19 protein-coding genes are annotated in these 24,697 nt (G+C 57.6%); 11 read left to right on the top strand and 8 right to left on the bottom strand.

What is annotated here, in order from left to right:
• Positions 1-74 precede the first annotated feature (74 nt).
• The gene (gene sat, locus AB1724_11095; protein ID MEW6078351.1) at positions 75-1,355 is read right to left on the bottom strand and encodes a sulfate adenylyltransferase; all 1,281 of its coding nucleotides are present in this window, start codon (positions 1,353-1,355) and stop codon (positions 75-77) included.
• Between the two features lie 229 nt (positions 1,356-1,584).
• On the opposite strand from sat, the gene AB1724_11090 reads away from it, so the two are divergent.
• From AB1724_11090 to AB1724_11070, 5 genes are all read left to right on the top strand, one after another.
• Entirely contained in the window at positions 1,585-4,041 is a 2,457-nt protein-coding gene (locus AB1724_11090) for a bifunctional aconitate hydratase 2/2-methylisocitrate dehydratase (GenBank protein ID MEW6078350.1), read from the top strand.
• Between the two features lie 78 nt (positions 4,042-4,119).
• A complete protein-coding gene (locus AB1724_11085) occupies positions 4,120-4,605 on the top strand; it encodes a hypothetical protein (GenBank protein MEW6078349.1) in 486 nt (161 codons plus the stop codon).
• 97 nt (positions 4,606-4,702) lie between these two features.
• Positions 4,703-6,961 (top strand): adenylate/guanylate cyclase domain-containing protein, encoded by a 2,259-nt coding sequence (locus tag AB1724_11080; GenBank protein ID MEW6078348.1) that lies wholly within the window; start codon positions 4,703-4,705, stop codon positions 6,959-6,961.
• An 8-nt stretch (positions 6,962-6,969) separates the two neighbouring features.
• Positions 6,970-8,613: a SpoIID/LytB domain-containing protein gene (locus AB1724_11075; protein MEW6078347.1), complete on the top strand. Its 1,644-nt coding sequence runs from the start codon at positions 6,970-6,972 to the stop codon at positions 8,611-8,613.
• A 48-nt stretch (positions 8,614-8,661) separates the two neighbouring features.
• Positions 8,662-9,345 (top strand): FecR family protein, encoded by a 684-nt coding sequence (locus AB1724_11070; GenBank protein MEW6078346.1) that lies wholly within the window; start codon positions 8,662-8,664, stop codon positions 9,343-9,345.
• 270 nt (positions 9,346-9,615) lie between these two features.
• Here the strand turns inward: AB1724_11070 and AB1724_11065 are convergent, their stop codons facing one another.
• Both AB1724_11065 and panC read right to left on the bottom strand, forming a co-directional pair.
• Positions 9,616-9,939 (bottom strand): hypothetical protein, encoded by a 324-nt coding sequence (locus AB1724_11065; protein MEW6078345.1) that lies wholly within the window; start codon positions 9,937-9,939, stop codon positions 9,616-9,618.
• Between the two features lie 189 nt (positions 9,940-10,128).
• Positions 10,129-10,971: a pantoate--beta-alanine ligase gene (panC, locus tag AB1724_11060; protein MEW6078344.1), complete on the bottom strand. Its 843-nt coding sequence runs from the start codon at positions 10,969-10,971 to the stop codon at positions 10,129-10,131.
• Positions 10,972-11,335: 364 nt separating this feature from the next.
• On the opposite strand from panC, the gene AB1724_11055 reads away from it, so the two are divergent.
• From AB1724_11055 to AB1724_11040, 4 genes are all read left to right on the top strand, one after another.
• Complete coding sequence (locus AB1724_11055) at positions 11,336-12,688, top strand: DUF1015 domain-containing protein (GenBank protein ID MEW6078343.1); 1,353 nt, start codon at positions 11,336-11,338, stop codon at positions 12,686-12,688.
• Positions 12,689-12,756: 68 nt separating this feature from the next.
• Positions 12,757-14,352 (top strand): phosphoglycerate dehydrogenase, encoded by a 1,596-nt coding sequence (serA, locus tag AB1724_11050; GenBank protein ID MEW6078342.1) that lies wholly within the window; start codon positions 12,757-12,759, stop codon positions 14,350-14,352.
• A gap of 63 nt (positions 14,353-14,415) precedes the next feature.
• On the top strand, positions 14,416-15,411 hold the full coding sequence (locus AB1724_11045; protein MEW6078341.1) for an adenosine kinase: 996 nt from the start codon (positions 14,416-14,418) through the stop codon (positions 15,409-15,411).
• A 5-nt stretch (positions 15,412-15,416) separates the two neighbouring features.
• Positions 15,417-16,106, top strand: coding sequence for a tetratricopeptide repeat protein (locus AB1724_11040; protein ID MEW6078340.1), 690 nt, complete (start codon positions 15,417-15,419; stop codon positions 16,104-16,106).
• A 12-nt stretch (positions 16,107-16,118) separates the two neighbouring features.
• Here the strand turns inward: AB1724_11040 and AB1724_11035 are convergent, their stop codons facing one another.
• From AB1724_11035 to AB1724_11025, 3 genes are read right to left on the bottom strand one after another with little or no spacing between them, the layout of a single operon-like run.
• Positions 16,119-16,982, bottom strand: a complete 864-nt coding sequence (locus AB1724_11035) for a glycosyltransferase (GenBank protein MEW6078339.1) — start codon at positions 16,980-16,982, stop codon at positions 16,119-16,121.
• Between the two features lie 3 nt (positions 16,983-16,985).
• Positions 16,986-17,999, bottom strand: a complete 1,014-nt coding sequence (locus AB1724_11030) for a radical SAM protein (protein MEW6078338.1) — start codon at positions 17,997-17,999, stop codon at positions 16,986-16,988.
• Positions 18,000-18,050: 51 nt separating this feature from the next.
• Entirely contained in the window at positions 18,051-18,872 is an 822-nt protein-coding gene (locus tag AB1724_11025; protein ID MEW6078337.1) for a rhodanese-like domain-containing protein, read from the bottom strand.
• On the opposite strand from AB1724_11025, the gene AB1724_11020 reads away from it, so the two are divergent.
• A complete protein-coding gene (locus AB1724_11020) occupies positions 18,871-20,277 on the top strand; it encodes a glycosyltransferase 87 family protein (GenBank protein MEW6078336.1) in 1,407 nt (468 codons plus the stop codon). The genes AB1724_11025 and AB1724_11020 overlap by 2 nt on opposite strands.
• Here AB1724_11020 and AB1724_11015 read toward each other — a convergent pair.
• Entirely contained in the window at positions 20,268-21,113 is an 846-nt protein-coding gene (locus AB1724_11015) for a hypothetical protein (protein ID MEW6078335.1), read from the bottom strand. The genes AB1724_11020 and AB1724_11015 overlap by 10 nt on opposite strands.
• On the bottom strand, positions 21,092-23,011 hold the full coding sequence (locus AB1724_11010; GenBank protein MEW6078334.1) for a VTT domain-containing protein: 1,920 nt from the start codon (positions 23,009-23,011) through the stop codon (positions 21,092-21,094). The genes AB1724_11015 and AB1724_11010 overlap by 22 nt, the downstream gene beginning before the upstream one ends.
• Positions 23,012-23,153: 142 nt before the next feature.
• Between AB1724_11010 and AB1724_11005 the strand changes: the two genes are divergently transcribed.
• Complete coding sequence (locus AB1724_11005; protein MEW6078333.1) at positions 23,154-24,629, top strand: glycosyltransferase; 1,476 nt, start codon at positions 23,154-23,156, stop codon at positions 24,627-24,629.
• Positions 24,630-24,697: the final 68 nt, after the last annotated feature.

Raw genomic sequence — 24,697 nt, 5'->3', positions numbered from 1 at the left:
GCATGGTGTGGAACAAAAAAGCGCCGGAGAAAAAATCCTCCGGCGCTTTTTTGGTTTTTAAATAACGTCAGGTTTTACTGGCCCTTGCCGGTGGCCGCGGCGTGGGTCTTGATGGCGACTTTTTCGGTCAGGCCGCCGTAGTATTCACGAAGGATATCCAGGACTTCTTCCCGGCCGAAATGGTCGGCGATCGGGGTGCCTTCGGACAGGCCCTTGCGAAGCATGGTGCCGGACAGCATAACCCGGTTTTCCTTGGGATGGGGGCAGGTCCGCAGGGAGGCCATGCCGTCGCACTTGGTGCAGTAGAAGGTCCAGTCGATCTTCAGCGGCGTGCACAGCAGGGCCTTGCCCGGCTCTTTGGGGTGCGGGATTTTGTCGAAGATCGTCTGGGCTTCGAACATGCCGTAAAAATCACCTACGCCGGCGTGATCCCGGCCGATGATCATCCGGGAGCAGCCGTAGTTCTGGCGGAAGGTGGCGTGCAGCAGCGCTTCCCGGGGACCGGCATAACGCATGTCAAGGGGATAACCGCCCTGGACAACGTGTTTTTCGACAAAGTAGTTTTTCACCAGGGCGTCGATGCAGCGGACGCGCACTTCGGCGGGAATGTCGCCGGCCTTGAGGTTGCCGACCAGGGAGTGAATGTAAACGCCGTCGCAGACATCCACTGCGATCTTGCACAGATGCTCATGGGAGCGGTGCATGGGGTTTCTGAGCTGCAGGGCGGCGATTTCCTTCCAGCCTCTTTCCTCGAAAATTTTCCGGGATTCAGCCGGCCGGTGATAAACACCCTTGTACTTTACCGGATATTCGCCCTCGGACAGGACCTTGACCGGGCCGGCCAGGTTAATTGGCTGCTGTTTCATAACCATCTGGACACCGGGGTGATCGGCTTCGGCAATCTTCCAGAATTCTTCGGTGGTCTTGGTGCCTTCGCCCATGAAGGTTTTTTCGCACTCGTACTTTTTGTCGGCGTCGGTCATTTCGTATTTTTCGGTGACTTTCATGGTGGCCATGATTTCGTTGTTCTCAGGGTCCACCAGGGCGACTTCCTCCCCCGCTTTGATGGCGTCGGCATCTGCCTTGGAGGCGTCGAGGCAGACGGGAACCGGCCAGAAGGTGCCGTCGGCCAGCAGGTAATTGTCACAGACACTCTTCCAGTCAGCCTTGGTCATGAAACCGGTCAGCGGGGAAAAACCGCCGATGCCGATCATGATCAGGTCGCCTTTGGCCCGGGGGCTCAGGGGGATTTTCTTCAGTCCGGCGGCTTTTTTCTTTTCCGCTTCCAGGGCGCTGCCTTCCAGAAGACATACGGTCAAACCTTTGCCGCCATGCGGCGCAATCAAGTTACTCATTTTTAAAATCTCCTTTCAACGTTTCTTGGGTTATCCGAAAAGGCAAATCATCGATGCCGTTTGGTTTTTCTGTACTAAAGACAAAGAAAATAGAGTTTGTTGTTTTTTTTGTCAATATAAATCTTATACCCCTTGTTGAGTGAAGGCGTTTTTGCGATAATCATCCCGCCATAACCGGCCCGAAGCGGCCGCGTGAAACAGAAATATTATGACAATCAAAGGCTTGAATATGTTTGATCGATATCGGCAGGAAGCCGAAGCCCGAAGGGCCAAAGGACTGCCTCCCCTGCCTCTGGATGAGGAGCAGGCCAGCGAGCTGTGCCGGCTCCTGGAACAACCGCCGCCAGGCAGCGAAGCGCTGCTGCTGGATCTGATGGAAAACCGGGTGCCGCCGGGAGTCGATCCGGCGGCCAGAATCAAAGCCGCTTTCCTGGGTGCCCTGGCCGTCGGAAAGGCGGGTTCCCCGCTGATCGGCGTTGAAAAAGCAGTCGAGTTTCTGGGCGCCATGCAGGGCGGATATAATATTGAATATCTGACAACCTTTCTGGAGGATGTCCGGCTGGCGCCCCTGGCCGCCGTTCAGCTGAAAAATGCCGTTTTTATCGGCGACGGCTATAAAAAGGTAGCGGACCGGATGGGGACCAATCCCTGGGCCGGGCAGGTCATGGTCTCCTGGGCGGAGGCGGAATGGTTTTTAAACCGCCCCGGCCTGCCTGAAAAAATCAGCGGCATCGTCTTCCGGGTGGACGGCGAAATCACCACGGACGATTTTTCCCCGGCCGCGGAAGCCGGAACCCGCTCGGACATCCCCCTGCACGCCCTGTCCATGCTCCGGCGCCGGGTGGACTCGCCGCTTGAAACCATCGCCGACCTGAAGAAAAAAGGCCTGCCGGTAGTTTTTGCCGGTGACGTGGTCGGAACCGGATCGTCCCGGAAATCCGCTGTAAACTCCCTTGTCTGGCATATCGGCAACGATATTCCCGGTATTCCCAATAAACGGCGGGGCGGCCTGGTGCTGGGCGGTAAAATCGCGCCGATTTTTTATAATACCCTGGAAGACGCCGGCGCCCTGCCGGTCGAGTGCGACGTGACCGCATTGGAGACCGGCGACATCATCGCCGTTTTCCCCCGGCAAAACAGAATTATCATTGAAAGCAAGAAAAACCGGGAAGTTCCGTTTTATCTCCGATCCCCCGTACTGATGGATGAGGTTCGGGCCGGGGGACGAATCCGCCTTATTGTCGGCCGCACCCTGACCGCTACCGCCCGCCGTCATCTGGGGCTGGTTGAATCAGACGTTTTTGCCCGACCTCCCCGTCCGGCGGAGAAGACCGGCGGCTTCACCCTGGCCCAGAAAATTGTTGGCCGGGCCTGCGGCAAAAAAGGCGTGGTTCCGGGAGAGTATTGCGAGCCGGTCCTGGCGACGGTGGGCTCCCAGGACACGACCGGCACCATGACCCGGGACGAACTCAAGGAACTGGCCTGCCTTTCCTTTGGCGCGGATCTGGTCATGCAGTCTTTCTGTCACACGGCCGCCTATCCCACGGACCGGGACCGGGCCATGCACCGGAACCTGACGGCCTTTTTTGTAGAACGCGGCGGCATTGCCTTGAAACCCGGTGACGGCGTCATTCACGCCTGGCTCAACCGCTTGATCCTTCCCGATACCGTCGGCACCGGCGGTGACTCCCACACCCGCTTTCCCGTGGGCATCAGTTTCCCGGCCGGTTCCGGACTGGTGGCCTTCGCGGCTGCCATGGGCAAAATGCCCCTGGACATGCCCGAGTCCGTGCTGGTCAGGCTGACCGGAAAGCGGCATAACGGCATCACCCTGCGGGACGTGGTCAACATGATTCCCCTGACGGCCATCGAAAAGGGTCTGCTGACCGTGGCCAAGGAGAACAAGAAGAACATCTTTTCCGGCCGCATCATGGAAATTGAAAGCGACCAGCCGTTGACGGTTCCCCAGGCCTTTGAGCTGACCAACGCATCGGCCGAGCGATCTGCGGCCGCTGCCGCCATCCGTCTCGATCCGGAGCAGGTGAGGGAGTATACGTGCGCCTGCCGGAATTTTCTGGAGCAATTGCTGGCGGCAGGATATCAGGACGCCGCCGCCATCCGCCGCCGGATGGCGGCCATGGATACCTGGCTGGCCGACCCGGACCTGCTGGCCGCCGATGAGGACGCAACTTACGCGGCCGTGGTCGATGTTGACCTGTCCGCCCTGCGGGAACCGGTGCTGGCCTGTCCCAATGATCCCGACGATGTCCGTATCCTGTCCGCCGTGGCCGGTACCGGCATCGACGAGGTGTTTATCGGTTCCTGCATGACCGGTATTGACCATTTCCGTCAGGCCGCACGGATCTTGAGCCGGGTGGATAAACTCAGCAGCCGCCTGTGGGTGACGCCGCCGACCAGAATGGACCGGGACGCCCTGGCCGCCGAAGGGGCACTGGCCGTTTTCCAGCGGCTTGGCGCCAGGATCGAAATTCCCGGCTGCTCCCTGTGCATGGGCAATCAGGCCAGGGTCTCGCCGGGCACCACGGTCATGTCCACCTCCACCCGCAATTTTCCCCACCGCATGGGCGACAACACTCGGGTTTTCCTGGGTTCGGCTGAAATAGCCGCCGTTTGCGCCATACTAGGCCGTATTCCCACAGTTGATGAGTATATGAGATTCTGGTAGGTATTTCCCATTTGACACATATCTTACTATTTGTTATGGTATAAAACAAATTACCTAACAAACACAGGGGGGTGTACTATGGCTAAAAAAATGACGCTCAGTGTGCCGGATGATCTCTATGAAAAAATGCTCAAGTGGAAAGACGCCTTCAACTTTTCAAAAGTGTTTCAGCGGGCCATGTCCGCGCTGATTCAGAAAAAAGAGGATTTTCAGGCCAGAATTCAGCAGGAGCTGGATCAGACCGCGGTGATTGAACGGCTGAAAAATGAAAAAGCCGAGGCGCAAAACAACTATTTTGATGTCGGCAAAAAGGAGGGCGTACAATGGGCAAAAAGCGCCCATTATAATGACCTCCAGTACGCGCTTCTCTGGATACCGGACGACAAGCCAACCCATGACAAGGTGCTGGGGCACTATTTCCAGGAAAAAATCGAACAGGACGATATCATGGACTATGCCGTAGGCACTGACCCGGTCTGCATCAATGAATTCGCCAGGACCTTTCTGGAGGGGTGGAAGGAGGGGGTGAACGAATTCTGGAGTCAGATCAAGGATAAAATCTGATACATGCGTTGACTTTGATTCCACAGGTATTTTATATAATAATATTTTAGTGATATTCTTTAATCAATAACCCTATTCCGCCCTGTGGATTGACGCCATGGTGTCGTTACTGAAAAAGACCCTGTTCCGGGGGCCCCTGACCCTGTCGATCATCCTCGTTGTGCTTGGTGCCGGGCTGTTCATCTCCTCCGCCATTTCCTTTTTAAGCATCATGGAACTGAAAACCATCGATATGAGGTTCATCTTCCGGGGCAGGAAGGACATCGGAAACGCGGTGGTCCTGGTAGCCGTCGACGAAAAAAGCCTGAAAGAGCAGGGCCGCTGGGCCTGGCCCCGGTCAAAGATAGCCGACCTCGTCACCCGGTTGTCCGACAAGGGCGCCCGGGTCATCGCGTTTGATGTGGGCTTTTTTGAACCTGAAAGCACGCTCATCATCAACACCATCGAGGAAATAAAAAACGCCGCCAGGACCGGCGCTCCCGGCGGCAACCGGTTCGTCGACTACCTGGAAACCCTGCAGTTTAAGAATGACAACGACCGCATCCTGGCCGAAGCCATTCGCAAATCAAAAGCGCGCGTGGTGCTGGGGTTTTTCTTCCAGATCAATCCCGAAGACGCGTCCCACATCAGTGAAGACGAGATCCTCATGCACGGCGAGAATATATACGGCGCCGAATTTACCATGAGCCAGCTCACCTCGGAAGGGGCGAAAACGACGGACATGACGGAAGCCATCTCCCCCCAGTCCAATATCCGCTTGATAACCGAAAGCACTTCCCTGTCCGGATTTTTCAACAAGCTGACGGATCCGGACGGGGTTGTCCGTAAAATCCCCATGGCCATCCGTTTCAGGGAAACGCTTTACGCGCCCCTTTCTCTTAAAGCCGTCAGCGCCTATCTGGACGCCCCTCTGGCCATCCGGGTCGGGGACAGCGGCATAGAAAGCGTCCGGGTCGGTGACCTGTCCATTCCGGTGGATGACCGGGGCGAAATGATCATCAACTACCGGGGACCGGAACAGACCTTCACCCATATTCCCGCCACCGATATTCTCAACGACCGGGTACCGGAAGAGGCGCTGCGGGACAAAATCGTCCTGATCGGCGCTACCGCCATCGGCATTCATGACGAGTGCGTCACCCCCCTGGCCAAGGTGTTCCCGGGGCCGGAAGTGCATCTGAACATTATGGACAGTATTCTGGCCGGAGACTTCATTTTCCACCCGGTCTGGGCGTTTATATTTGATCTGATGATCATCGTACTGGGCGGCATGCTGCTGGCGGTAGTTCTGTCCCGGACAGGCGCTTTCAGCGGCGGCGTGGCGGCGGTCGCCCTGTTTGGTGGCTATATCTGGCTGTGCCAGTATTTTTTCTCACACATGGGCTGGATGCTGAACATGGTCTATCCCCTGTGCGTCTTTCTGGCCATTTACCTGGCGGTAACCTCCTACAAGTACTTTTCCGAGGAGGGGCAGAAAAAATTCATCCGGGCGGCCTTCTCAAAATATCTGGCTCCGGAAGTGGTCGACCAGCTCATCGCCTCTCCCCACAAGCTGGTGCTGGGCGGCGAGCGGCGGGAAATCACGGCCTTCTTCTCCGATGTCCAGGGCTTTACCGGTATTTCCGAAAAACTGGGCCCGGAAGAACTGGTGGAACTGCTCAATGAATTCCTGACGGAAGTGTCGGACATCATCATGAAGTACAAGGGCGGCGTGGATAAATATGAAGGCGACGCGGTCATCGCCTTCTTTGGCGCTCCCAACGAGCTGAAAGATCACGCCGAAGCGGCCTGCCTGGCCTGCATTGATATCCAGGCCCGCCTGGTGGCGCTCCGCGAAGGCTGGAAGCAGCGGGGAAAACCGGAACTGAAAGTCCGTATCGGCCTCTATTCCGGCCCGGCGGTTGTCGGCAACATGGGCTCCAGAAACCGGATGAACTACACCATGATGGGAGATACGGTCAATACCGCCGCCCGCCTGGAAGGCGTCAATAAGCGCTATGGGACATATATCCTCGTCGGCGACGCCACCTATCAGGCGGCCGCCGGCACCATTGCCGCCCGGGAACTGGATGCCGTCAAAGTTATCGGCAAGGACAAGCCGTTGATTATTTATGAAGTGCTGGGCAGAAAAGGCGAAATCCCCAAAGCGCTGGCCGATACGGTTGATCTCTATGCCAGGGGCCTGGCCGAATATCGTCAGCGCAACTGGTCCCGGGCCGTGGCTTTCTTTCAGATGGCCCTGGAGGTAACGCCGGGAGACGGCCCCAGCACCGCCATGATAACCCGCTGCCGGACCTACATGGAAAACCCGCCCGCTGACGACTGGGACGGATCCTTTGCCATGGATACGAAATAGGCCTGCGTATGCTCCCAATACGGCGGAAGGGTTTTCTTCGATTTCCGGCTTGTCTGTTAACGGTAGTCCCGGTCTGTTTTTTTCTTTTTATAACGGTCGCCCGGGCGGGCACCGACCGTGATTTCCTCTTTAACAAAGCCCAGATTTTTATGGCGTCCGGGAAATACCTCGAGGCCCTGGGGTTATACCAGGCGGTGGCGGACAATGCCCCGCGGCCCGACGACAAAGCCAATGCCATGGTCATGATCGGCTACATCTACTCGCAGTTCCTGGATCAGCCGGACATGGCGCTCAAAAATTATGACTATGTGGCGGAAACCTACCCCCGGTCAGCGGCAGCCGGAGACGCCCTGTTCAAAAAAGGCATGGTGCTTTATCAGCTGCGGCAATACGAGGCTGCCCATGACGCCTTTTCCGATTACCTGGGAAAATATCCCGATGGCCGGTGGCGCCAGTCCGCCCGGGCCTGGCAGGAAACCACCACGAACCTGGCCTCGTCCGGGGCGTCCGGGTGGTCGGCGGACGGGCTCTGGACCTTTACCGGAGATACCACCGTCCGGGTCCTGCTGGCCGATAAGGTAAAAGAGCTGACCCTGACCGCTGACGGATCACTGGTCCTGTCGGGCGTGACCTCCGGAAAGGTTTTTTCTTCCGGCATAAAAACAGCGGAATTTTCCCTCTCCCGCCAGAAGATAACGGTCAATGGCAAGGCCTGGCCGGAGAGCGAACCCCTGATGGTCAAATCCACCGGCGCCAGCCTGGCGCTGAACAATACCCGTTACCGTGGACATTTTATTGTCGTGGCCGATGAAGACAGCCTGTCCGCCATCAATCACGTGGACGTGGAGGGCTATCTTTACGGAGTGGTGCCTTCCGAGGTGCCCAGTTCCTGGCCCGCGCAGGCGCTAATGGCCCAGGCCGTGGCCGCGCGCACTTACGCGTTGTATATCAAGCAGAGAAGCCCCGAAAAATATTTTGACGTCAAGGCGACCACCGAGTCACAGGTGTATGGCGGGCTGGACGCGGAAAAGGCGTCGGCCCGGACCGCCGTCGACCGGACCCGGGGTCAGGTGCTGACGTTTAACGGCAGGCTGATCGTGGCCTATTTCCATGCCAACAGCGGCGGCTACACGGAATGTCCGGAACATGTCTGGGGCGCCCGGCTTCCCTACCTGAAGGACCAGCCGGACGAGTACAGCAAAGACACGCCGGGCAGTACCTGGGAATGCTTCCTGCCTTTTTCGGACATCAGGCGGCGGTTGAGGCAGTTTGGCGTGGCCGCCGGAAACATCAAATCCATCCAACTGAACAGCCGAACGCGATCCGGCAGGGTCCGCGAGGTAACCGTGGTGTCGGACAAGGGTGTCCGGAAAATAGCCGGCAACCATTTCCGCCTGGCCCTCGGGGGCACCCAGTTGAAAAGTACCTGTTTTCAGGTCGCCGCCGGCAAAGACGGCATCCATTTCCAGGGCCAGGGTTACGGTCACGGCGTGGGCATGAGCCAGTGGGGAGCTTACCAGATGGCCCTGCAGGGCCATGATTATAAAAGTATCTTGAGCCATTATTATACCGGCACCCGGGTGGCCGCTCTGTCCGCCCCCCGTCAGTCGGAAAACCAAAAACCATTGCAGGTTGCAAAAGGAACTTGGTAGGTGTCTATTTCTGTTGTGCGCGTCTTTTTTTTTGTAGGGCTTGTCCTGATGGCATCGCTCCCGGCCGCGGCCGGCGTCGAAATGATAAATGGGGAAAATGAAGGTGTCGGAGCGGAAGTCACCTGCCTGGTCGGGCGCTGTTTTGTCGTAACCCCTGGCCTGGAACCGGTCCGCGCCCTGGCGGCCGGCGACCGCCTGGCACAGGGAGACCGGTTACGGGTCGCCGATGGTTCAAAAATAGAATTGCGCCTGGGGGACGACAGCCTGGTCCGCCTTGACGCCGGTTCGGTTGCCGTGATCACATCCCTGTCCCTTGATCCTTCGACCGGCCTCCGGTTTGTTGACATCGGCATCATCATGGGCAAGCTGTGGGCCTCGGTTGCCAAGTCCCCTTCCGTTGAAGACCGCTTTGATGTTTCCACCCGGACGACCGTTGTCTCCGGACGGGGGGCTGTTTTCCGCATGAACGTCAACGACGACCAGGCGGCCGTGATCAAGGTATATGACGGCGCCGTGGAAGTGAAAAGCACCTCTTCACCGGCACCGGGTTCAGCGTCCCTCGACAGCGACCAGACCGCCGATTCCCTGGACTCTGCCCGTATTCTGGAGCCGGGCCAGGAGATGGCCATCCATACCGACGGCTCCGCCGCCGCGCCTTTCGCCTTTTCCTACGATGAGGACCTGACTGAATGGGTCAAGTGGAACCGGGAAAGGGATGGGGGGGGGAAGTGATGAAGTGGTTAAGTGTTAAGTGATTAAGTGGTTAAGTGGTTATGAAGCGGAAGGGTTCAGCCATTCAAAGGGTGTTAAAGTTTTAAAGTGTTAGGGTGTTAGGGGGAGCAAGGAGTCGAGTGAACGTCTGAAGCAAATGGCAGCCAGGGCTTCTACCGACTTGAGTAAAGATTCAGTTTGTTCATTTCCCCCGACTTATCAAAACCCGAGTGCCCTGGCGGTCCACTTGAGCTTCTTTGTTAAATGTCAATAGAAAAACGAGCTATTTTATTAAATTGCAACCGCAACCAAAAATAATAATACAAATACGAAAATAGGCAGCCAACCAAAAGACAATAAAGCTATTCGCAATTTTTTATAATTTTCTTTTCGTGAACTGCTGCGATTCAACAATAGTGTTGCCGTAATAGACAGTAAAAACTGTACCGCAAGCCAAAAAATATATACAAATGGTGCGCCTTCGTCTTCAACTCCTTCGGGTGGCCCCAAAATCAATTCACTCATAATTAATGCAAACCAAATAAGCCCCAATAGCACTGGTATACTCGATATGGTCGCAAAAACTGGAAAAGATTTTTTGGCTTCGAGGTTCATAAGTTCATTGAATTGGCATTTAACATTATAATTATGATGCAATACGGTTGAAGGTCCCCTCGGCCCTTCGAACCCTTCTCCTCCCCCCTAACCTTAACACCTTAACCCTGAAAGGCCGAAGCCTTCCATTACTTAACCACTTAATCACTTAACCACTTAACCACTTAATCACTTCGTCCCCCCCTGCCCCTAAATAACCATATTATCAATCAACCGCGTCTTGCCGCCCACGCGCACGGCCAGGGCCAGAAGGACCGGGCCGGAGATGTCGTCAACGTCGGTGAGCCGGTCGGGATCACACAGGGTCACGTAATCGATCTCGGTTTCCGGAAAGGAGGCGATGTGGCGGCGGACCGCTTCGATGATGCGGGCGGCGTCGGTCTCCCCTTCCTGGATCATTCCCGCGGCCAGCAGCAGGGACTGGTAAAGCGACAGGGCCGACGGCCGCTGGGCTTCCGTCAGGTAGATGTTGCGCGAACTCATGGCCAGTCCGTCCTTTTCCCGGATGATGGGCGCGCCGATGATGCGGATGTCGAAATTCAGGTCGATGGTCATGCGCCGGATGATGGCCAGTTGTTGATAGTCCTTCTGGCCGAAGATGGCTACATGGGGCTTGACGATGTTAAACAGCTTGGAAACGACCGTGGCCACGCCCCGGAAATGGTGGGGGCGGGAAAGGCCGCAGAGGTGGTTGGGCAGTTGCTCCAGGGAAACATAGGTTTCAAAACCGCTCTCGTAGAGGCCTGCTTTTTCCGGCGCGAAAATGGTGTCGGTTCCTTCGTTTTCCGCGGCCCTGGCGTCTTGTTCAAACTGCCGGGGGTAGCTGGCAAAATCCTCGTTCGGTCCGAACTGGGTCGGGTTGACGAAGATGCTGAGCACGGTATGGTCCCCGCGCTCTTTTGCCAGCCGGAGCAGGGACATATGGCCGTCATGAAGACAGCCCATGGTGGGTACGAAAGCGATGGTTTTCCCCGAGCGCCTCAGTTGGTCGGCGCGTTGCTGCATTTCTTCCGGAGTGGTGATGATGTCGATGGCCTCCTCCTCCCTGGCTGAACACCAAGTGATTGATTTTGAAGTTAATTGAAAACACGGGCCGGACACCGCCGGCAATCGTGGGAATCTGGATTGATTATAGTCAGGGTCGGCGGGCTTGTCAAAAACGGAAGGGTTAAGGCATACAAGGTTTAAGGCGTAAGGTTCAAGGTGCAGGGTACAGGGGAAAAAAGGGTAAGGGTCGAGGGGGCGAAGGTAAAAATATTGGGGTCTTACTTATTGCAATAGTAAAACCTTTATGTTAGAAAAATCGCAACGTTTTTCCGGCAAATCGGGCATGGTCTTTATTTTTTAAGAACGTGTTTTTTGATTTAATAAATTCATAGAATTGTAAAGGATTCCCATGGCCCTGGTCATCCCCTTTAAGGGAATATTATATAATAAGGAAAGAATCTCCGATTTCTCTTCGGTGGTGGCTCCACCGTATGATGTGATTTCCGGAGAGGAAATGGTCAAATTCTGCGGCCGGCACCCCCGGAATGTGGTGCGGCTGGTCCTGGGTGAACCCGGAGAGCGATCCGGCGACAATTCCGTCTTTTACAAAAATGCGGCCGACCGGTTCCGGTCCTGGATGGCCGACGGTACGCTGGTAACCGATGACGCCCCCGCCATGTACCTGACCTCGGTTGAGTTTACCCTTGACGGCAGACGTTTTCTGCGGAACGGGCTGATCGCCTATGTTCGACTGGAGCCGTTTGCCAACAAAGTGATCCTTCCCCATGAACGGACCTCTTCCAAGGTCAAAACCGACCGGCTGAATCTGTCCAAGGCAACCGGCGCCAATTTCTGCCAGATTTTCTCTCTTTACACGGACCCGGAACAGGTGGTTGCCGGCACATTGACCGAATCGGTGGGTAACCGGCCGCCGGATATCGACCTGGTGGATGACGCCGGCGAGCGGCATCGGCTGTGGCGGATTACCGACAGCCGGGTGACCGGCCGGGTAACGGCGGCCTTAAAAGAAAGGCGCCTTTATATCGCCGACGGACACCACCGCTACGAAACCGCCTTGAACTACCGCGCCTGGGTGGCGGAAAACGATCCGAATTTTTCGGAAAACCATGCCGCCAATTATGTCATGATGAGTTTAAGCAGCATCTCGGACCCCGGTCTGGTCATATTGCCCAGCCATCGCCTGCTGCTTACAGCCGATCCGGGCCGAATCGAGGAACTGGTCAGCCGGGCGGCCGGATATTTTGATATCCGGGAAATCCCGTTTGATCCGGCCGGACGAAAAGAGGCGGAAAGGCAATTCAGGGACCGGCTGCGGGCCGGGTTCATGGACAACACCTTCGGCGCGATCATCAACGGCCGGCCGGTCTTTTATCTGCTGACCCTGCGGCCGGGGGCCATGGAAAAAGTTTTTGGAGACTCCATTCCAACCGTGCTTCGTGATCTGGATGTGACGGTTCTGACGCAGCTGATATTAAAGGCGCTGCTGGGATACAGCCAGGCGGAACTGGATGAAGAAGAGGCGATCGCTTACACCAGCCAGTTTGACCGGGCCGTTGAATCGGCCTTGTCCGGAAAGTGCCGGGCGGCGTTCCTCCTGAATCCGACCCGGAGCGAACAGGTGCAGGCCGCGGCGGCCGGCGGAGAAATCATGCCGAGAAAATCGACTTACTACTATCCCAAGACCCTGACCGGGCTGGTGTTCAGCGATCAGACCAGGCGGCGGATAGCGGAAGATAATTGATGGTAAAAACCATATGAAAAAAGCGGCCGCTGACGCGCCTGAAAGAAGCGGCCCGGAGGAAAAACCCGATGGAAAAAACCTGGAAAGTACTGGTCAGTGACAAGCTGGGTGAGGCCGGAATCAAGATATTTGAAAACGCGCCGGGGATTCAAGTGGATGTCCACACCGATCTGACGCCCGAAGAACTGATGGAGGAGATTGTTCCTTATCATGCGCTGGTTATCCGGAGCGCCACCAAGGTGACCGCCAATCTGTTGGCCGCCGCCAAAAATCTGAAAGTGGTCGGCCGGGCCGGCATCGGGCTGGACAACGTGGATATTCCCGCCGCCACCCAGAGAGGCGTGGTGGTCATGAACACGCCCACGGGCAACACCATCACCACCGCCGAGCATGCCATTGCCATGATGATGGCCCTGTCGCGCAAGATCCCCCAGGCCACGGCCTCCCTGCGGGCCGGAAAATGGGAAAAGAAAAAACTCGAGGGCCGGGAACTCATGGGCAAAACCCTGGGACTTCTGGGCTTCGGCAAGATCGGCTCCATCGTGGCCGACCGGGCCCGGGGCCTGAAGATGAAAGTGATTGTCTACGACCCCAACGTCAATCCCGAACGGATCGAACAGGGCGGCTTTGTCAGCGTCTCCCTGGAGGAGCTGTACGAGCAGGCGGATTATATTACGGTGCATGTCCCCAAAATCAAAAAAACCGTGGGCATGCTCAACCAGGACGCTTTTGCCCGTATGAAGGACGGGGTCATGATCATCAATTGCGCCCGCGGCGGGGTCATTGACGAAAACGATCTGTGCGAGGCCCTTAAATCCGGCAAGGTCGGCGGCGCCGCCCTGGACGTGTTCGCCGTGGAACCGCCGGGTGATTCCCCGCTGCTGGCTTTTGACAACCTGATCTGCACCCCCCACCTGGGCGCGTCCACCCGGGAGGCCCAGACCAACGTGGCCGTGGACGTGGCCAACCAGATTGTCGCCTTTTTAACGGAAGGGACCATCATTAACGCCGTCAACGCCCCGTCCGTTATCGGGGAGCGGCTGAAAAAGCTCAAGCCCTACCTGGATCTGGCCGAACGCGTCGGCCGTCTCCAGGCCCAGATCATTCATGGAAAACTCAAGGAAGTGACCGTTGAATACAGCGGCGACTTTTCCGGTCTGCAGATGGAACCGGTCACCACCTCTCTGCTGAACGGCCTGCTGGATCCCCTGGTCACGGACACGGTCAATGCCGTCAACGCGCCGGCCATCGCCCAGGAAATGGGCATCCGGGTATCGGAGAGCGCCAGCGCCGAGCCTTGCGACTTTATCAATCTGATGACCGTCCGGGTCACCACCACCGAGGGAGACCAGACCGTGGCCGGCACCGTCTTCGGGAAAACACAGCCCCGGATCGTGCGCGTCAACGATTTCCGGATGGATCTGGCTCCCGTCGGCGCCGTGCTGATGATCCTGACGGCCAACAAGCCCGGCGATATCGGCCGGGTTGGAACGCTGCTGGGAGAGGCCGGTATCCGTATTGCCGGCATGACCATCGGCCAGAAAGAGGAACCCGCGGATACCAGCCTGATCCTGGTCAGAACCGGGGAGGCCATGCCGGACGCGGTTGTGGACAAGCTGAGAAAACAGGATAGCGTCATGTCCGTGACGCCGGTCCTGTTTTAAACGGAATGATGCCTGGTCCTTCAGACCGTGACGGACAACGAACCAATGGCGGGATAAAAGGCCATGTTTGACGGAAGAAAAAAAATAGTCGGCATCGGGTCGGCCCTGGTGGATCTGCTGCTGCACGAGGAGGACGCCTTTGTGGCGGCCCTGGGCGCTGAAAAGGGTGGGATGACCCTGGTCGATCCTCATTTTATCCATAATGTGGCCAGTTCGGCCAAACAGGCGCCGCGGGTGGTTTCCGGCGGGTCATCCTGCAATACGGTCATCGGCGTGGGCAGGCTGGGTGGGTCCGCCTCGTTCATCGGCAAGCTCGGCAATGACGAATTCGGGCAGATCTTTGCAGAGGATTTGAGAAAGAGCGCCGTGGATCCCCTGCTGTTTACTTCCTCTTCACCCACCGGCCGGGTGCTGTCGGTCATCACCCCCGACGCCCAGCGGACCATGTTCACCTACCTGGGTGCTTCCACCGAGCTGGACCCGGCGGTTATCACCCCGGAGCTGTTCACGGACACCGCCGTCCTGGTGCTGGAAGGATACATGCTGTTCAACCCCGACCTGGTCATGGCCACGGTTCAGGCGGCCAAAAAAGCCGGTGCCCGCGTTTCCCTGGACCTGGCCAGCTTTGAAGTGGTGCATGCCTCCAAGGGGCTGCTGAACGACATCATCCGGGACTACGTGGATATTCTGATCGCCAACGAAGACGAGGCGGAGGCGTTTTGCGGACACCGTGATGAACAGAAGGTAATGGCCCACCTGCTGGACCGGGCTCCCCTGGCGGCCCTGAAACTGGGGGAAAGGGGCAGTCGCATCAGCTATAACAGTCAGATCTTCCGGATCGACGCCCATACCCACCGGCCGCCGGTTGATACCACCGGCGCCGGAGATCTGTGGGCGGCCGGTTTTCTCTTCGGCCTGGTTAACGGATATCCGGTGGATAAAAGCGGCACCGTGGGATCGGCCTGCGGGTATGAGGTGTGCCAGGTGGTGGGAGCGAAGATTCCCGATGCCGGCTGGGAGCGGATCAGAGCACTGATAGCATCTTTGAGCGAGGAGTAAGGCATATGGCAAAAATGAACAGGGTATCGCTGGCCAGAAAACGGGAGCTGGAAGAACCGGATGTGGTCTTGAGCTTTCTGCAGCGCGCGACCGTATGGGTTTCTCTTCATAGACGGCAGATATTGATTTCGGCCGGTGCCTTTCTGGCCGCGGTGATGATCATCGTGGGGGGGGCTTATTATTTCGCCAGGACCGAAAAAGTCGCCTTTGACCGCCTGGCCGGTATCAGCCCGGCTGCCCTTGATAAAACCACCGCCGATGCCGACAAACAGAACAAGGCCATGGAAGCGTATCGACAGCTCAACGAAGAATACGGCCGCACGTATGCCGGAAAAGTTGCCGGCTTGAAATACGCCGAGGCCGTCTATCAGGCCGGCGACTATGAAAAGGCCATTACCGCTTACCGGGAGGCATTATCCGACTTCAAAGGCAACGCCTTTCTGCGGGCACTGGCCTTAAACGGCCTGGGATACGCCCATGAGGCCAGGAGCGAATATGACCAGGCGATAACCTGCTTTCAACAGATTCTGGATGACCCCGAGGCCATGATCAAGGATGAACCCCTGTTTCATCTGGGCCGTCTGTACGCGTTGAAAGGGGATAAAGAAAACAGTCAGGCCATGTTCAGCCGCCTTCTCAAAGATTACCCGGATTCTTCTTATGCGAAAATTATCCGGGAAGGCGAAAGCGGGTAGGCAGGCTCTCGGTCAGACCCGGCCCGGGAGACGGCCTTCCCCGGGCTTATAATAATGCTTATACAAGGCGGCCGTGTCCGGTTCGGCGACAAGTCGGCGGATCAGGTATTTTGCCACCGTTATGATAACCCAGGGCGCGTTCCGGAATCCAATTTTCCTCCATCGCCGGGTGGACACCCGGGCGCTGCCGAGCAGATGCACCCGTTGCCCCAGCCGGTGAAGCCGGATGGAAAACTCCACATCCTCCATCAGGGGAATGCCCGGAAACAAATCCCGGGCAACAACCGGTCGGCGGCGGAAAAACTGGACCTGATCGCCGAAGCTGATTTTTAAAAACGCGGCCCTCAAATCATTGGCCAGTGCAAGTATCCGGAACCGAAGCTTTGGGGAATCAAACTGTCCCCCCACCGATCCGCCGATAACGTCCGGATGATGATTGAGCAGGGCGACAATCCGGTCCACGTTTTCGCCCGGCAATACGCAATCCGCATGAAGGATTGCCACCGCGTCCCCGCCGGCCGCCTCGATGCCGCGCTTGATCTGCCCGCCCCGTCCGCCGCCGTTTTCCACCGGCCGCTCATGAACCAGCACCCGGGCGCCGTTCTGACGCGCCAGCAGACAGGTCTGATCGCTGGATCCACCGTCCACCACAACGACTTCAATAACATAGCGGTTGCCGGCCACCGACCGGATACAGTCGACGATGGTTTTCTCTTCGTTAAGCGCGGGGATGACGACGGACACGGAACGACAGGGGGTTGTCCACCGGTCTTTTGGCGGGGCCAGAAGCCGGAAAGCAAATCCGGTTGCCGTCTGCGCCCAGATGAAAAGATCGCGGACGCAGTTGTTCAGCCTGCGGGCAAATGCATCTTTCATGAATCAAGCACCACCCGGCACCTTGTCGCTGAAAAACCGGGACGGGCCCTGACTGGTGCCCCAATCGCATTCTTCAAAAATCTTCCGGCAGCCGGCCACGGTTTCGCCCCGGCCCTCTTCGGTTTTTTCCTCGGTATCGCGGGGGTTGGCGCCGACCTCCGCCCAGAACAGATTGGCCCCGGCCAGCCCACCGAGGGTGCAGGGCTCATGGGTGCAGTTACCGGCCACGGTCCGGGGCATGCCCAGGCGGGTGACCGCCACGATCTGGGCCATGCGCAGTTCGGTAATCATGCCCCGTTCGGCTATTTTCGTGCCCGGAATGGATATCCGCCGGGCGGCGCCGCTGAAGGCCGGGTTAAGAGAAGCGGTAAACAGTATCATATCGGCCAGTTCTTCGTTGGAATGTTCGGGTCCCACCGGCTCCACGCAAGTGCCGACCACCAGTCCGGCTTCCTTAAAATTTCGCAGGCTTTCAATCCTGGCCGTTGGATTCAGCCCCGTGTCTTTTCCTTCCCGTAACCGCCGGGCATGATAAACCCCGGTATACCCGGCTTCTTTTAACTTCCGGGCGTTCTCCAGGGACTGGTCGCCGACATTGGCGATCATCATGGTTTCCGGTTTGAGATGCCGCCGGATCTCCCGGGAAATGTCCAGGAATTCGGAAAACGGATAATGGGCCGTGGTCATGACGTAAACGGCATTGGCGCCGTCGGTTTCGAATTGACGGGCATAGGCAACGGCCGTTGCCACGCTGATCCGGGTTTCATCTTTAAACACGCCATTGCTCTGGGCAAAAGAACAAAACAAACAATTGCAGGGGCAGGGGGCAAGATTCAAGGCAAATTGGGCGTGGACTTCCGCCCGGTTGCCGGACAGCTCCCTGGATATCCGCTTGGCTTCGGCCATGATCCGGTAGGATTCCGGAGAACCCGGCGGCCAGGCGAGCATCTCTGTCAGTTCATCTTTAGTGAAGCTCAACCCGTCTCTTGATTTTTTTTCCAGGTCATCGATCTTCATGTCTTGCCCTTTCTACTTCCAAATATGTGCCGTCCTTTCCGGTTGATGTCATCATTTGTACCACTCCTCCGTGCCGCCTTCAAAGTTTGTTGCTTCGGGTAAACCGGCCAGGTGATGAACCAGCCAGGCATATCCCGACCGAATGCCGCCGGTGCAATAATAAACCACCGGCCGGCCGGGATCAACGCCGTACTTTATGAGCAGGTCTCTGACCTCGGCGGCGCTGACGGGTCGACGGTCTTTGCCGGCATAAAACTTTTCCCAGGGAATATGCGTCGCGGACGGGATATGGCCCATGATCCACTCCCGCGTTGAGCGGGTATCTACCAGTTGCGACGACGGTAATTTATTACGGATATCACCGGCACTGGTATTGACCGAAGGCTGAATCTGAAAATGATAGGTCTTGGGAACGTCGTTGGGCAACTCGTCACCTTTCTTAACGGGAAAGCCGTTGGCGCGCCAGGCCTGGATGCCGCCATTGACCAGTCGCACCGGCCCCTTGTGCCCGAGCCAGACAAGAGCCCAGCAGGCCCATCCCTCCCCGCCCCAACTGGTGTCGGCATCGCCGTAAACCGCCACCGGCGTATTCTCGTCTATCCCCATCTTTCCCAGGGCCGCGGCCAGGTCCGCCGGCGGCAGGGTCCGATACTGTACCCCTTTGTCATCGGTTCTGGTATAGTTCTCCCAGGAAAAAGACCGGGCCCCGGGAAGATGGCCGGCTTGCCACTCTTTTTCAGGCCGGGCGTCCAGAACCGCCCAGGCCGAAGGGACTTGACGCAGGGTGGACGCTTCCATCAGGGCAATGTCCGCGGCCGGCGATATGCCGGCAAATAAAATAAGAAACAGAAAGCATAAAACGGAAAAAACCATGCGTTTTACCGGATGCGGCCAATGGCGCCGGACTGTCCCGCCGCTGGCCATCTTCCTTTTATATCTGCCCATTGCGGCCGCGCCGGATTTGAGGCTGGCCGTCCCGGAGTGGATCGGGTTTACCGCCGTCATCGTCATTCTCCTGTCCTTGATTTTATTCCTGGCCCCGTCCATTGAAAACCAATGGTCGGACGGTTTTATCCTGCTGATGGCCGCCGTTCTGCGCGGCCTGTTCCTGTGGCGAGCGCCGGAGTTGTCGGACGACATTTACCGGTACCTGTTTGACGGCCTGATCCTCGTCAATGGCCGCAACCCTTATGCCCTGGCTCCGGCCGACGCGGCAACCGCAATGCCGGCGTTGTCGGCTCTGGCCGGCCGCGTCAATCACGCCGAGCTGCCCACCATTTACCCGCCTGCCGCCCAGTTCGTGTTTGCCTTCGGCGCGGTCTTGGGGAATGTTGGCGGCATGAAACTGGCAATGGTTCTGGTCGATCTGGCCGGTTGCGCCCTGATCCTTAAACTGCTTGACCGGCTCCGTCTTCCCCGCAACAACGCCGTCATCTATGCCTGGCATCCCCTGCCGGTCATGGAGATTGCCGCCTCCGGACACATTGACGCCGCTGCCGTTGCCTTGACGTTTCTGGCCCTCTTTTTCCTTCTGGCGGAATCAGTTCCCGAACGGCCTTCTTCGTTTGACCCGGTGAAAACCGGAAAGCAAGCGACTGTTTTTACCCGGCCGGGATTGGCCGGATGGACCGCCGGTGTTTGTTTTGCCCTGGCGGTTTTAACCAAATGGACGCCCCTGATCTTTGCGCCGGGCCTCTTGCCGCTGACGACTTCAAACAATAGAAGATATGCCGGACTTGGCTTTCTGACCGCCGTCGCGGTCATGATCGGTCTTTTCTGGCCGGAAGTTCAAAACGCATTTTACACCCTGTCCGTATACGTGGCCAATTGGGAATTTTCCGGGTTTGTTTTCCGCCGGCTGCGGTCGGCGACGGGATCAGGGAACACGGCCAGGCTGATCATTGCCGGAACTTTTGTGGCCGCCATGGGGGCGATCTATTTCCGGCGCATCCAGCTTGCGCGCCGGACATCTCCTGCTCATGCCAGGGATGTGTTCCATTGCTTTTACGCCACCGCCGTCTTGTTCCTTTTTCTGAACCCCACCCTTCATCCCTGGTATGGCCTCTACCTGGTCGCCTTCCTCCCCTTTGCCGCCGGACCCGCCGGGATTGTCCTGTCCTGGTCGATTTTTCTCTCTTACCGGGTGGTCATCTTATACGCAATGACCGGACAGTGGATTGAAAGCGATTTTATCCCTTTTCTGATTATGGCGGCTCCGGCCGGCGCTCTGGCGGCCGGGCTTATCACCCGGCCGGCCTGCTATAGAGGCTATCGCTGATAAATCAGCGCCAGCGAAACGTTTTCTCCGGCGCTGATGTTTTTACCGTAGATTTCCGGGCGATACCCCAGCTCCAGGCCCCAGTCTTTCATAAACTTCCACCCCAGCACCGCCTCCGGCTTGCCCAGGTCATAATCATTGGTGGCGCTGGGATTGGTGTTGTCGCCGGACCCTTTCTCCGCGTTATCCATGCCGAGGATGCCGTCCAGCTTGACGCGGCCGTACAGCGTTTTGGTAAAATCCACGCCGGCTTCGATCAGATACTTCAATTCATCGGCCGGATCCTCGGCGCGGAACCGGTACCCGAGTTCGGCGTTGACATAACCGGGGAAGTGGGGATACAGGGACTGCCCGTAAAGGACCCGGGCTTCATAGTCGTACTGGCAGTTGCCCAGAGGGACGGCATCGTCCTCGTCATAGGCCTCGGGAATTTTCACCAGGGCCTGGGCGGAAAAAACGCCGCCATGTCCCGTGGTCAGCAGGCGGTATTTCAGGCCCAGCTCCAGATCCGACCATCCGTCGGTCTTGTTGACGATTACATCATCTTCATACTCCAGCCATTTGTAGGACCACGAGCCGACTACGGTCAGATCGTCACGCAGGCCATATTCCATATACAAGCCGGCGTTTTTGTCCGTAAACTCGCCGTCAAAAGGAAAGTTTTCCTTGTCCCCGTCTTCATCGAAATATTCATCCGCCGCATAGTGATTGCCCGTGAGCTGGGCATAAAACCCGCCCTTGTCCCGGGTCCAGGCCCCGGCGAAAACCGTTCCTGATACGCACAATACAATCAGCGCCTGCAAAAAAGATGTTTTCATAAGTTGTTTGATCGACATTTCTGATTTCTCCTTGTAGCTTTTGTGGAATCTACCTGCCTGATTTCCTGTTTATGATGATTTTTTGATCGCGCATATCGATATAGAATGGGCAGCAGCATCAGCGCCCCGATCAGAACAAGCCCGAGGGCGAAGGTCGGCGATATCCTGCCCCGAATCAGGTCCGGCAGGGAGCTTGAAAAAACTATAAAGGCGATGCAGCCGGGCAGCATGCATATAAACGATGCGGCGGCATAGTGGGCAAAAGGAATGGCGGTAAGTCCGAAGGCGTAATTGAGCATATTGAAGGGAAAGACGGGGATGAGCCGGGTAAAGGCGACGATTTTCCAGCCATGCCGGGAGGCCCCTTCGTCCAGCCTTTTCCATCGGGGGCTGGTCAGCCGCCGCCGGACCCAGTCACCGGCCGCGTAACGGGCGACCAGAAAAGCCGCGCAGGCGCCGGCGGTGGCGCCGATAATGGTATAGACCACGCCCCAAACCGGACCGAAGATGATGCCGCCGGCGATGGTGATGGGAAGACCGGGCAGAAACAGAACCGGCGCTATGGTATAAATCAGGATATATAGCACAGGAGCGAAAACGCCCCAGGACTGGACCCACTGACGCAGGAATTCCGGATCTAGGACCCGGATACCCCCGGCGGCATGCCCCACGCCGATCAGCGCCGCCAGTAAAAGCAGAAGTCCAATCCGCCCCCGGCTTTTAGCCTTTGCCGGCGGATCAGCGGACCAGGTCCGTTCCCGAACGACCCCTCCCGGGTTCTGCTTTTGCAGATATCGTTTAAGGCGGAGACGGTTGATATAGGTCATCGGCGAGCGGGATGTTTTGACTTTCCCGGAAACAACCGCTCGCGGCTCCAGAACCGCGTCCAGGATATGAAAGACCGGAGTCCGGCCGGTTAGCCGGGGGGCGCATCCGGCGCAATAGGTCAGCAGGACCCGGCCGCCGGCCTCTTTCCGGCGGCGCCCGGCCCAGGCATCGGCAAACTCAGGCGCCACGGCCCCGGCGTTGCCTCCCTCGCCGCAACAGAGGGTTTTCTCTCCGGCATGAACCATTTCTACGATCGAAAATCCTTTTTCAGCGGCCAGCCTTCTCACCGCCGCATGTACTTCCTTTTCCTGCCTCACCCCGCAGGGGTCATGAATGGACACGGAAAAATCACCGCCGGTGGCGCCGGTTTCCGGTACTCCATTTTGAATCAGCGTTTCATAAACCGTCATTGCCTCCAGGGGTGCGCCATGCAGCCGGAACATCCGGTGACAGTTCGGACAGGCGGTGATGACCCGTTTGATGCCATGGTCGACCAGAAACGACTTCATTTCGTCGAACATGGCCGAGAAGAAGTCGGCCCGGCCCAGGTCATGGGAGGGGCAGCAGCAGCAGTCCAGCACCACGCCCAGGGCGGGATCGGACTTTTTTAAATGCTCGTAAATCCGGATGGTCTGGTCCGGCCGGGTGCCGGGCAGGGCGCAGCCGGGGAAAAAAACCGTATGACAGGACGGGGGAAGGGCGTACCAGGAAAAGCGCCTGGAGACACCCCGCCGCTCGTAAGACAATAAAGCCCGGTGTTCGGGCAGCGGAGCGATACCGCGATTCACCGCCTCCCGCCTCATTTCCAGGAACATCTCTTCCGGCCGCAGGGCCATCGGGCAGACGGCGGCGCAGAGACCGCACAGGCTGCATTCATAGGCCAGCATCAGCCATCTGGGATCGGACGGGTCATGGCTGGTGGCGATTTCAAGCGGGGTACCGTACTTTTTAAGAAAAGCGCATTCTTCCCGGCACTTGGGACAGTCGATACACACCTTCCCGATATACCGCAGGCATTCCTGGAGTGCCGGCCGCAAAGAAAGATCATGGTCGCGGTTTTCCAGGCGGACCGTCGTCTGCTTTGTCACTTTATCCCCTTTTTTTCATTAAACAAAATTTATTGATAAGATGCCGGCCCGCACCCTGTCAAATCGATATTATCTATCCGAATTTCTTCATCCATACATTATTTCGATAGGCCATAATTCCCTTGGACCGTCCTCATCAATCATGTTAATTCCATTGTCCATGATGGATATCCTTATTCATATCGGCGTGGCGCTGCACATTGTCTGCATGGCCGGCCTGGTATTGTTCGGATGTCACCGGCTCTGGCTTCTGGCGTGCTGGCCGAAGACCACCGGAGAATATCCCTGCGTCTCGGCCCTGCTTAACCATCCGCCCCGGGTGACCGTTCAACTGCCGCTGTACAACGAAAGCCGGGTGGCCGCCCGGCTGATCGATGCCGTAGCGAGAATCGCCTGGCCGGCCGCGCGGATCGACATTCAGGTGCTGGATGATTCCACCGATGAGACAAAAGATATCGTGAACGAACGGGCCGCCTTCTGGAGGGACCGGGGGCATGCCGTCCGGGTCATCCGCCGGCCGTCGCGCCGGGGTTATAAAGCCGGCGCCCTGGCCAACGGCCTGCGGTCGGCCCGGGGACAATTTATCGCCGTGTTCGACGCGGATTTCATCCCGCCACCGGATTTTCTGGAGAAAACCATCCCCTGTTTTGCCGATCCGGGAGTGGGCCTGGTGCAGACGCGATGGGGCTTTCTCAACGCCGGCTATTCCTGGCTGACCCGGATCCAGGCCCTGCTGCTTTCCCCCCACTTTTACATCGAGCATAACGTCCGCCATCGCCGCGGTCTTTTCTTCAATTTTAACGGCACTGCCGGCGTCTGGCGGAAAGAAGCCATTGAATCCTCGGGCGGCTGGCAGGCCGACACGGTCACCGAGGACCTGGATTTGAGCTACCGCGCGCAAATGGCCGGATGGCGGTTCGTATATCTGGATTCGGTGGTGGTGCCGTCGGAGCTGCCGGTCACCCTGTCCGGGTTCCGGGGCCAGCAGCAGCGCTGGAGCAAGGGGTCCATTCAGACCGCCCGGAAGATTCTGCCGGTCCTGTTTTTCTCCCGGCTGCCTGTTTCCGTCAAAATTGAAGCGGCTGTGCACCTGCTGGCCAATTTCTGCTGGCTGTTTGGATTTATCGCCACCCTGACGCTTTTCCCTTTGATCGTCTTTCGGGTGGGTATCGGGCCCTGGCAGATCCTGACCGTGGATGTGCCGGTGTTTCTGCTGTCCGGAGGGGCTTTTCTGGCTTACTATTGCTGCTTTGCCTTTTTTTCCCGGCAGAAAAGCCTGCTGCTGATGCTGCCGATTCTTCCGGCCTTCAGCATCGGGCTGGCGCCGGCACTGTCATTGTCCGTTGTCGAAGGCCTTTTCGCAAGGGGTGGATATTTCAACCGGACGCCCAAACTGGGACTGGTGGAAAAATCACGCCGGAAACAAACCGTTGTCCGGGAATCATCGCCCGTGATACCGATCCCGCTCCTTGTCAACCTGATCCTGCTGGTCTACACTATTGCCCCCCTGGCTTGGGCCATGGAACGTCAGACCTGGGGCGCCCTGCCGTTTCTGCTGCTTTTTCCCCTGGGGTTTCTGCTGGCCATCGGAAAAGACCTGCACGAGATGATCCAATAAGGAGGGCCGCCCTCCTGTCTATGTGTTTCTATCATCCTTGCATGCGATAGTCGTATGCACGGGTCACG

The sequence above is a fragment of the Thermodesulfobacteriota bacterium genome (assembly GCA_040753795.1).
In the GTDB taxonomy this organism is placed as follows: domain Bacteria; phylum Desulfobacterota; class Desulfobacteria; order Desulfobacterales; family Desulfosudaceae; genus JBFMDX01.
The sequence above is the reverse complement of the archived record's forward strand: the minus strand, read 5'-3'. Positions and strand labels throughout refer to the sequence as shown.

Excerpts from the sequence above, each read along its gene's own strand:
- AB1724_11080 (MEW6078348.1), top strand. The coding sequence starts at position 4,703 with ATGGTGTCGTTACTGAAAAAGACCCTGTTCCGGGGGCCCCTGACCCTG.
- AB1724_11040 (MEW6078340.1), top strand. The coding sequence starts at position 15,417 with ATGGCAAAAATGAACAGGGTATCGCTGGCCAGAAAACGGGAGCTGGAA.
- AB1724_11045 (MEW6078341.1), top strand. The coding sequence starts at position 14,416 with ATGTTTGACGGAAGAAAAAAAATAGTCGGCATCGGGTCGGCCCTGGTG.
- AB1724_11035 (MEW6078339.1), bottom strand. The coding sequence starts at position 16,982 with ATGAAAGATGCATTTGCCCGCAGGCTGAACAACTGCGTCCGCGATCTT.
- AB1724_11075 (MEW6078347.1), top strand. The coding sequence starts at position 6,970 with ATGCTCCCAATACGGCGGAAGGGTTTTCTTCGATTTCCGGCTTGTCTG.
- AB1724_11065 (MEW6078345.1), bottom strand. The coding sequence starts at position 9,939 with ATGAACCTCGAAGCCAAAAAATCTTTTCCAGTTTTTGCGACCATATCG.
- AB1724_11030 (MEW6078338.1), bottom strand. The coding sequence starts at position 17,999 with ATGAAGATCGATGACCTGGAAAAAAAATCAAGAGACGGGTTGAGCTTC.
- AB1724_11005 (MEW6078333.1), top strand. The coding sequence starts at position 23,154 with ATGTTAATTCCATTGTCCATGATGGATATCCTTATTCATATCGGCGTG.
- AB1724_11020 (MEW6078336.1), top strand. The coding sequence starts at position 18,871 with ATGCGTTTTACCGGATGCGGCCAATGGCGCCGGACTGTCCCGCCGCTG.
- AB1724_11055 (MEW6078343.1), top strand. The coding sequence starts at position 11,336 with ATGGCCCTGGTCATCCCCTTTAAGGGAATATTATATAATAAGGAAAGA.
- AB1724_11070 (MEW6078346.1), top strand. The coding sequence starts at position 8,662 with ATGGCATCGCTCCCGGCCGCGGCCGGCGTCGAAATGATAAATGGGGAA.
- AB1724_11090 (MEW6078350.1), top strand. The coding sequence starts at position 1,585 with ATGTTTGATCGATATCGGCAGGAAGCCGAAGCCCGAAGGGCCAAAGGA.
- AB1724_11085 (MEW6078349.1), top strand. The coding sequence starts at position 4,120 with ATGGCTAAAAAAATGACGCTCAGTGTGCCGGATGATCTCTATGAAAAA.
- AB1724_11025 (MEW6078337.1), bottom strand. The coding sequence starts at position 18,872 with ATGGTTTTTTCCGTTTTATGCTTTCTGTTTCTTATTTTATTTGCCGGC.
- sat (MEW6078351.1), bottom strand. The coding sequence starts at position 1,355 with ATGAGTAACTTGATTGCGCCGCATGGCGGCAAAGGTTTGACCGTATGT.
- AB1724_11015 (MEW6078335.1), bottom strand. The coding sequence starts at position 21,113 with ATGTCGATCAAACAACTTATGAAAACATCTTTTTTGCAGGCGCTGATT.
- serA (MEW6078342.1), top strand. The coding sequence starts at position 12,757 with ATGGAAAAAACCTGGAAAGTACTGGTCAGTGACAAGCTGGGTGAGGCC.